The 7,772-nt window shown below is 50.5% G+C and carries 6 protein-coding genes; 3 read left to right on the forward strand and 3 right to left on the reverse strand.

Features of this window, described 5'->3' with window-relative positions; all coding sequences use genetic code 11:
* Positions 1 to 17: 17 nt before the first annotated feature.
* Positions 18 to 392, reverse strand: a complete 375-nt coding sequence (locus AC2FJW_RS19270; RefSeq protein ID WP_496751112.1) for a hypothetical protein — start codon at positions 390 to 392, stop codon at positions 18 to 20.
* Between the two features lie 609 nt (positions 393 to 1,001).
* Between AC2FJW_RS19270 and AC2FJW_RS19275 the strand changes: the two genes are divergently transcribed.
* Entirely contained in the window at positions 1,002 to 1,475 is a 474-nt protein-coding gene (locus AC2FJW_RS19275) for a hypothetical protein (RefSeq protein ID WP_496751113.1), read from the forward strand.
* 123 nt (positions 1,476 to 1,598) lie between these two features.
* Here the strand turns inward: AC2FJW_RS19275 and AC2FJW_RS19280 are convergent, their stop codons facing one another.
* Positions 1,599 to 2,672 carry a hypothetical protein gene (locus AC2FJW_RS19280; RefSeq protein ID WP_496751114.1) on the reverse strand — a complete coding sequence of 358 codons (1,074 nt, stop codon included), beginning with the start codon at positions 2,670 to 2,672 and terminating at the stop codon, positions 1,599 to 1,601.
* 31 nt (positions 2,673 to 2,703) lie between these two features.
* Positions 2,704 to 3,270, reverse strand: coding sequence for a hypothetical protein (locus tag AC2FJW_RS19285; RefSeq protein WP_496751116.1), 567 nt, complete (start codon positions 3,268 to 3,270; stop codon positions 2,704 to 2,706).
* 217 nt (positions 3,271 to 3,487) lie between these two features.
* Here AC2FJW_RS19285 and AC2FJW_RS19290 point away from each other — a divergent pair, with 217 nt between their 5' ends.
* Together AC2FJW_RS19290 and AC2FJW_RS19295 are read left to right on the forward strand one after the other, a co-directional pair.
* A complete protein-coding gene (locus AC2FJW_RS19290) occupies positions 3,488 to 4,093 on the forward strand; it encodes an imm11 family protein (protein ID WP_496751117.1) in 606 nt (201 codons plus the stop codon).
* A 46-nt stretch (positions 4,094 to 4,139) separates the two neighbouring features.
* Positions 4,140 to 7,772, forward strand: a 3,633-nt coding sequence (locus tag AC2FJW_RS19295) for an SPM autocatalytic domain-containing protein (RefSeq protein WP_496751118.1), incomplete at its 3' end; no start/stop codon positions are given.

The raw sequence follows: 7,772 nt of genomic DNA on the forward strand, positions 1-7,772 counted from the left end.
TTGCCATTTCACAGCGCCTAGCAATGCTGACTCAGCCATCCCAAAACTGCATACATGTCAGTTATTTCACTGATTCTTAGTTTCACCTCGCGCTGGCCAGTGATTTCAGCTGTTGGAAAGGACATAAGTAGTTTCTCTGGCTCTATAATGAGATCAGAAAGCGCTGGACGTCGAAAGTACCACAGCACCCAGGATTGGTTGAGGACTGCTGCAAAATACCATTTGCCGCCGAATTCCAAACGCAATTCGCGAGAGATGTAGCCATGACTGTGGGGACGAACGGTCATGCCGCACGGCAGCTTTGCATGTGCCAAGAGACGATAAGCTACCCTCGTTGTCTCGTCGCAATTGTCACTCAGTTGTTCTTTGAGTTGTTCTTGATCCAGTAGCATTTGGGAATCCTCCGGCGCACATAACTCTTTCTGATCCTCCGGTTGCTTTTCAAGGTTGCTTCGAAAGCGTTCCTAAATCCTCCAAAACAGCCGTTAGTTTTGTTCTTCGGTGTTCGGGACAAGGGTGCTTCCTTGTTCCAGGGTCTTCTCTGTTTGGAGCGACGCCCAGCGTCAATCCGTGCGCTGCCTTAATATCGGCGATCCAACATGTCTTAGGAGTGAACCCAAAACGTCTCTTAGTTTCTTTTTGTATGTCTCGGTAAGTGGCCATCCAAATTTCTTTCTTATGAACTGTTAAGGTACGGTTTCCAAAAATTTGTCGCAATGGTCCACGCCAAATTGTGCGTAACGTCCGCTTTGGGCTGCAAGCAGCCTTGTGCACTCGCAGCTAACAGGTCACTTGGCTATGGCCGGTCAGGGCTCTTATCATCTAGTCGGCGCATCCAGCTAATGATGGCTGGATCAATCCCTGGCACCCCTGATCCAGTTTGTATCAGTCGTTGCTAGTCCTGATTTCGAACGGTTTAGGGGACGAATGAAAATCAACCTTGCACTCCGGACATACCCTGTATGTAAGTACCTCTAAAGTATCGGATACGGGATATCACAATGCGTTCTTTTTTTCTTTTGGGCTGCTTCGTACTGGCCGCGTGTAACACCACAACAATTTCAAACTCTCCTGAGCAGCCTAAACCCGAGGATCTTTCGTCATCGCCTACCGCCGTTAAAACACGAGCCATTGCTTTCAGCGCAGAAGACAACGGGGCGCCGGTAGCAGCAAAATGCACTGTGCGCGGACCGGAATTTGACAAGTCTTTTGTAACACCTGCAAGGCTGGATATTCCCGTTGATTCATCTGGCCGTGCCTTGATTTCCTTTGTGAGCTGCGATGCCGGCGGGAAGCTTGCGGAGGCAAATGATATTCCGGGACCACAAACAAAAACTGTCAAAGCCAGATTTGGCGGCTCTGGTCTCTTTGGAGACAAAGCAATGCTATTTGGTCCAAGTGGCAATACGGTTCAGTATTTCGTCCGAAACACAGAAGAAGGCGTAATACGAGTGGGGCGCGCACCTGAGCCGTAGAATCAAGCGCACTTCGCGCACTGGCCGATTGTTTTCGAATGTCCGGTCAGTGCGGTTTGCTACGTGCCGCACATGCAAAAGACCGAAGCTCGGTCGACGGCAGCAATGGGCTCGTAGCTTCGGCTAAAATGCTTGCTCGTCGAGCGATTTGTTCAGTTCTTTCTTTGATGCTTCTCCGTGGCTGACGTAACGTCTGAACAAGACACTGCAAACGACTTCTTGTAGTGTTTTCCGCAACTCTTGAAGCTTTCTGTCGTCAACTTTTTTCCCTTCCTCTTGGCTTCTCGCCAAAGCATTTTCCAAAAATTCGAACTGCCGTTTGCTTCCATGTACGAACGCACTGCGCACTGCGTAAGCTGATCTCATAACATCGTGGATTCGTACGCGTGCTTCCTTTTCTAAAGGGTACAAAAAGTAAGCCAACCGATGGCTCAACCTATAAGTTATCTCTGGTTGCTTGTCCGGATTGAACATGGCTTCCAAGGCAATCATCAGATCCACGATTGCGTCGTCATTCTGTGAACGGTTGATAGCTCTCATCAAACGTAGCGAAGCCAAATACACTTCCGGGTGCCGTCGCTCAAATACCTGTCCAAATATTGTTTTCAGCTGCTCGATACTGTCTCCCGAACATTCGAATACTCCATCCATACCTCTTAGATAGCTAGGCTGAACAGTTTGACTCGCAAACCCGTAACCATACCCCCCAATTCCAGGTTGTTTGATGATCTGAAACGGCTCAAAGCTCTTGACCGAGGCTCTCGACACAATCGTCAATGCCGCGAGTGCCGAACGCATCTCCTGGGCAAAATTGGCCTGGTCCTCGTAGCTCTTACCAAAGTTTGCATTGTCAGATTGTTGTTCAATATAGAATTTGCTCGTGGACCAATCGCAAGCATACTTATTACTCCTGGAATTCTTGTAGCTTGATCCATTGTACGCATCCAGCAACGGCCTTGACGAAGTATCGTTTTCGCGCTGGTACGCTTCAATTTCTTCGTTTGACCAACATTTCTCCCCTTGAATACATCGACCGATCGGGCTTCGGATATTATCCTCTCGAACGATTAACAGGTTGTTGGATAGAAAAATTTTGGCTTCCGGAGACGCAAAATTCTCCAAGCGAGCAATCTGGTACATAAGGCCACTGTCGTAGACCTGTTCCACTTCGGGTATTTTGATATCAGGTGACCACATTCGGGCACTTTGCGGGTGAAGCAAAAGCGCGTCAACACAGGCGTCTGATGAATTCGCCATAATCTCGAAAGGTTAACGGGCAAACACCCAATGGACGATCAAGAGGGGGCTTAACAACGGTTACCCTGCCATGAATGACTGCATTTGGCGGTTCGCAACCCGCTGCATAAGCGAGAACGTGAAGCCAGTTCAATGCCTGCAAAGGGCTCCTTTGACCGATGCTGCGGCATGCATCAACGTCGGCTTCTCTGGCATCTGCCAAAAACGTGACAGAAGAAAATCGGGTTTCGCCAAGGGTTTGTGGCACGAGATTTTTCAATGCTTGCGGGCGCATTGCCGTCAGTGACAAAAACGGCCGTTTTGGCCGAGGTGTTTTGACAAGGGGATTGTGTCCGAAAGCGGATGTAGTGGATGGCTCCTGCTCCACCGTCATCGAAAGTGCCCCGGGTATGAGCACATTTTCTAGTTGAACAAAGACGAAAGATACACGCATACTATTGAAAAACGAAGGAACATCGAGGGTGCAGTGGCACACAACAAATTTTGGGAATCCCTTTTGCTTTGTAGCACGCGAAGCGTGCAGCCTGTCGCGGAGCATTGGAATGTTGCGCAATCCGAAGGATATGTAGCCTTTCAGGGTACAGGTCGCGACCCTGGGCACCTGCCCAAACTCTCGCAGGCTCTACTTCCGCAATTGAAAAGTTGCCTCGTCGCTAATCTGAAAGCGCTACAATTGCGAAAACTCAGGTTCAGCGAGATTTTAGAACAAGTATAAATGATTTTCTGCGGGATATTTAGCGATGACAAAAAAACCAATGATTTGGATCAGCCGTGCGATGGTAAGCGTTTCAAGCATCAAGGGGTTTGATCAAGATAATTATCTTGAAGACAACGAATTTTCTGTCGATGCCATGAAGCGGAACAACGTTGGGGAGCCTTTGCCGGAAAATCGCTTTCCCAAAGAAATGTACGCGGAATACAAAGACAAAAAGGAAAAAAAACAACCCGACCTGTTCAATGCGGGCGGAACTTGGACGGTTTCTGCAGCATGCGCCGCTGTTTTGCGCGAGTTCGATCTGGGTGACGGAAATCTCTATCCAGTCAAACTGTTTCAACACGATCGCACCACACCGGTTGAGGGCGAGTACTTCTGTCTGAACTTTGGGGCGCAAAAGACAGCAGTGCTGACTGATCAATCACCGCGCATCACAAAGCCTTACCCAAATTATGATATCTGGCAGCCGCCCGGCGCAATGCAAGACAAGGACATCGCCGTGAGCGTGTCTGCGTTGGATGGGCCGGACATCTGGATGGACACACAAATGCGCGACGCGTTTTTTGTGAGCGACGCATTGGCACAGGCGTTGCGTGCGGCGAAGGTCTCACGCCCGTTCAAGCTGCGTAAGTGCATCGTGGTTTAAACCCTTTCCATCACCAACCCAATACTATTACTCCGAGGTTTTTCCCATGGCGACTCCGTTCGGCTTCAATATCCATCACATTTTTCCCGCGGAACTTTTTAAAGACAAAACAATCAGAGACGAACTGACTAAGCTCTTTCCAAATGACCCGGTGACATTTTTCCAAAATGCTCAGAGCAACACCATCGCGTTGTTCACAAATCCGCAAACAGCGGCCCTGGTTCAAACAGGAATCATCAATAGCGGCACCAGTAACCCGTTTGTCCAGGCTGGTTTTGGAGGCTCTCATCACTTGGGCAGCCACCCAGCTTACAACGAGTTTGCAAGAGAGACGCTTACCGACATACTGAAGAATCCTGACCCAAGTGTCACTGACGCGCAAAAAATCGACGCAATTTATGGTCTGCATCGGTTCATGAGCGATGTCTCAAAGGGCACAGTCAGCCATGATGGTTCGGCGATCTCTGTGACGGGTAAGGCAACCACCGAAAATGACCAAAAGTACAAAGATGCCTGGGCTGCTCGGCAAGCTGAACCTGACTTTCAATCTAGCAATGACGCCTATAAGTCCGGGTTTGACGGAACGCAGGTGGATGTAAATACCAGTTACAACACACAATCGGCCCTGAACACCGCTGAGAACCTGATATCTGTTGTTTCCGACAATAATATCCTCGGAACAGATCGTATCGATCATTTTCAAGGTCAAATCGACAGCGTTAAAGCATCGATTGACAGTGGTTCTCAGACGTACGCGGGAGCAATCAGGGCTGTGACCATCGCCATGGGCCACGAAGTTGGGCAGGCAACAGGTACCGGTGACACTACGTCTTTTGGCGCGCAATTGTCTTATGCGTTCGCACAAGCCACTTCGGCGGCAGGTACATTTGGCGCAGACGAGACCGGAGCTGTGTCTCTTGCGAGCTTTGATAACGGCATGGCGGCAATCTCCAACCTTGCAAATTCGCTGGGTCAACAGCTGAACTCTCTACCCAGCAATTTGTCCGATCTGGGAGCAGCCACGCTTAGTACACTGGTAAGCTCGTTCGACTCAATCATCGTTGGGGTCGGCGGCGGCTTCATTGGTGATACCGCAGAATTCCTCAATCTGGCCTATGACTCAATCAAGAAGGGTTTAGATACAGGCGACTGGAGTGATTTCCATGGCAACATCGCTCAATTTGGGGTCGCCCTTGCGGTAAGCGCAGTTGTAATCACTGGAACAGTTGCCCTTGCGGCCGCAGTTTCACCTGCGCTGGCAGCGGCAGTGGCTTTGGGCTGGGCAGCATATGGAATTGCTGATGGGGTGAGTAACATCGTCGAGCTGGGAGGAAAAATCTACCAGGACATCGTTAATGGGTACTGGCATGATTCCGTAGTTGAGCCAGCGTGGCAATCTGTTTTGGATCTATTTTTCAACGACCCAGTTAATGACCCCTTGGTATTGGACCTGGATGGTGACGGCGTCGAGCTGACGAGGTTGGAGGATTCCGAAGCGCAATTTGATCTGGACGATGATGGGTTTGCCGAAACAACGGGCTGGGTGGCCCCGGATGATGGGCTGCTGGTTCTGGATCGAAACGGTAACGGTGAAGTTGACGGAATAGGCGAGCTTTTCGGGTCGCCGACAGCAACAGCATTTGAAGAACTTGCTGAACTGGATAGCAATGGTGATGGCCTGATAGATAGCCAGGACGCGCAGTTCGCGGATTTGCAGGTTTGGCAGGACTTAAATCAGGACGGGGTTTCTGACGTGGGCGAATTGCAAAGCCTCACGGACGCTGGAATTGAATCAATCTCGCTGGCATCGCAAACAGCGGGCCATTTTGTAAGTACCAATCAGGTTGTCGCGACATCGACCGTCACTCATACCGACGGGTCGACATCCGAGGCTTTTGAAGTCTTGTTTCGACTGGATCAGGCCGAAACAGTGTTTGAGCTGCCTGAGGGTTTCGCGTTCGACGCAGAGGCGTTCCAACTACCTTGGTTGCCTGGATTTGGTGAGATGGCGCCAACACCTGCAGCGTTCACGCAGGACCCCGAGTTGAAGGCGGAAGCGAAGGGTTTGATTGAAGTGGCTCGAAGCCAGGGAATGGACACGTTTCAATCGGCGTTTGAGGATTTTCTGGTGAGCTGGGCGGGCGTAGAAGATACCAAGTGGTTGTCCGAGGCTGGCTTTGTGCAAATCACCTATCTGTATGACGAGGACAAGAAGCTCGCTCCAGGGTTTGACCCGTTGTCCGGAGCTCCTAACCCTGACTTCTATATCTTTGACGTCATCGGCGACCAGCAATTCGATTTTGATGATGTAAACAGCATAGCTGAACAGAATGACGTGGTGCGTCCAAGCTCGGCATATATGCCCGCGTTTACGTTGATAAATACCCTCCTTCTGGACGGTACACCACAGGAAGGGGGCATTTCCTTCCTCCCTGTTCCTCCGCGAATTATCAACGATGGTGGCGATGGAAACGTAGATATTCTTGATAGTGGGCCATCAGTTGTTGGCGGTCGGATCACCGGGGGACCTAGCAATCCAATCATGCTCGACTCAAACCGTGATGTTCAAGATCTTGATGACCAGTATGTCCCCGACTTGAGCGCCGAGAAATTTGCTGTGATCCAAAAGCTCATGGGGCAGGATTATACCCGAGCTGAAAACTCGGTAGCCCATGACAAGATAATAGTCGGAGTTCCGGGCCCTGATCTGATACCTGTTTTTTCCGAGCAATTTGATGCCATCAGAAGCTATTTTGAAACCCGTTTCCTCGTACAGTCTGTACAAAGCATCATTCTGACTGAAGGCGAAGATGCGGACTTAGGCTACTTAGCTCCTTTTGAACATATTGGGTACGACGTCTTCAACGATGTGCTCTTCGGTGACGGAGCAAAATTCGCTGTCGAATTTGTTGCGCAATACGTGGACCAGGGGTCAGAGGCGGTTCGAATTGCTTTGGAAAACCTGAAGCCCTATCAGGCGGAGTTTGGCTACCTCCCAGCCGCGCTTGTGGATTCATCGCTGCCGGTAACTGAGGCACAGCTTGAAGCCATTTTTGACGTAGTTCTGGAGGTGGGTTCAGATAGTGCAGACACTCTGTCTGTAGACGGGGACGCAATTCTTGTTGGCAAAGCCGGAGATGACACACTTCAGAGCACAGGTGGCTCGAAGATTTTCCTGGGTGGCACGGGTGATGATACGTTAGAGGGAAGCTCACTTGCTGACACGTATGTGTACAGGCTCGGAGACGGAAATGATACAATCAGCGACTCCAGCGCCTACGGTGCGGAGAAAGACAAGCTGATCCTCACAGACGTTAATGCGGCGGATGTATCGTTTTCGCAGAATGCGGGCCAGGATCTGGTGATCACTTTGAGCAACGGCGAGACCATCACCGTAACCGATCACTTTACCGGCAATTTCTGGGGGCTGGAGCTGATCGAATTCGCCGATGGCGCGATATTCGATGAGCAGGCTATCCGCGACAAGTCCGTGTCGGATCAGAAGGCCTCCGGCGTGGTCATGGGGTCCGCATTTGTTGAGAACTACGTGCACAGCCTGGGGGACGGATCTTACACGATCAATGACTCCAGCGCCTATGGTACGGAGAAAGACAAGCTGATCCTCACAGACGTTAATGCGGCGGATGTATCGTTTTCGCAGAATGCGGGCCAGGATCTG

Source organism: Ruegeria sp. CDSA020, from assembly GCF_059612345.1.

Excerpts from the sequence above, each read along its gene's own strand:
- AC2FJW_RS19275 (WP_496751113.1), top strand. The coding sequence starts at position 1,002 with ATGCGTTCTTTTTTTCTTTTGGGCTGCTTCGTACTGGCCGCGTGTAAC.
- AC2FJW_RS19285 (WP_496751116.1), bottom strand. The coding sequence starts at position 3,270 with ATGCTCCGCGACAGGCTGCACGCTTCGCGTGCTACAAAGCAAAAGGGA.
- AC2FJW_RS19280 (WP_496751114.1), bottom strand. The coding sequence starts at position 2,672 with ATGTGGTCACCTGATATCAAAATACCCGAAGTGGAACAGGTCTACGAC.
- AC2FJW_RS19290 (WP_496751117.1), top strand. The coding sequence starts at position 3,488 with ATGATTTGGATCAGCCGTGCGATGGTAAGCGTTTCAAGCATCAAGGGG.
- AC2FJW_RS19270 (WP_496751112.1), bottom strand. The coding sequence starts at position 392 with ATGCTACTGGATCAAGAACAACTCAAAGAACAACTGAGTGACAATTGC.